This is a genomic window from Bacillus sp. LR--39 (genome assembly GCF_053613335.1).
Genome location: NZ_JBSIOT010000347.1, coordinates 1 through 1,045 on the forward strand (window position 1 = coordinate 1; position 1,045 = coordinate 1,045).

The 1,045-nt window shown below is 50.4% G+C and carries 1 protein-coding gene; it reads right to left on the reverse strand.

What is annotated here, in order from left to right:
- Positions 1 to 45: 45 nt before the first annotated feature.
- Positions 46 to 1,045: Na+/H+ antiporter NhaC (gene nhaC / locus ACWHAR_RS23110; RefSeq protein ID WP_452087950.1), on the reverse strand; the 1,000-nt coding region annotated here is incomplete at its 5' end.

Sequence of the window (1,045 nt, forward strand, 5' to 3'; positions counted from 1 at the left end):
TTGCCATTCATAACAGAATACCTCCATCAATTGTTTTAAAATCGGCTACTGAACCGGCGAGTCTTTTTTATCGGTGTACCAAATAAATTTACCTGTGTATCCGTACAAAATCGCAAGGCCGATTGAAACAAAGCTCAGCCACATGAACGGCACATAAGAGAAGGTCGAGACGCCGAGAATCCCCGCCATATATATGCCGTTGTCCGACCACGGCACCATGCCCGACGTCATCGTACCGCCGACTTCCGCGTTTCTGGACAGCACCCTCCGGTCAATTCCGAGCTTGTCATAGCTTTTTTCCATAATTTTCGGTGTTAAAATGAGCGAGACATACATCGCGCAGCCGAACACATTTGCCAAGAAGGCGACGATAATCGTCGAGAATGTGACGTTGCCGGCAGAAGTCAGCTTTTGCTGGAACTTGGAGACGATCACTTTTAGAACGCCTAAGTGCTCCAAGAGGCCGCCAAAGCCCAGACCGAGAATGATGACGACGACCGAACCGAGCATGCCCTCTATTCCTCCGCGATTTAAGAGCTCGTCCATAAATTTGATCCCGGTGTCAATGGAAAAGCCGTTGTATGCTGTGCCGATCGCATCCGCAAAGTCCATGCCTTGGAAGACCGCAGCCCAGATCGCGCCCAAAAGTGCGCCGATCGCGATCGTCGGCACAGATGGCTTTCTCATCGCCAATAGAACGATGACGACAACAGCCGGAACAAGCATCCAAATGTGAATATCAAACGTGTTCTGCAAAGAAGCTTTCAAAAATTCAACTTTTTCCAAATCAACATTTCGGCTTCCATACATAAAGCCGGTGATGGTGAACAGGACCGCCGTGATTAAATAGGCGGGAATCGACAAGTACAGCATCGCTCTGACATGGGTAATCACTTCGACCTTTGAAAGGGATGACGCAAGCACCGTACTATCGGAAAGCGGCGATAATTTATCTCCAAAGTAGGCTCCGGACAGCACGGCTCCGGCTACAAGCGGAAGCGGAAGCCCCAGCCCTTCCCCGATTGCCATCATGGCGATCCCGGCC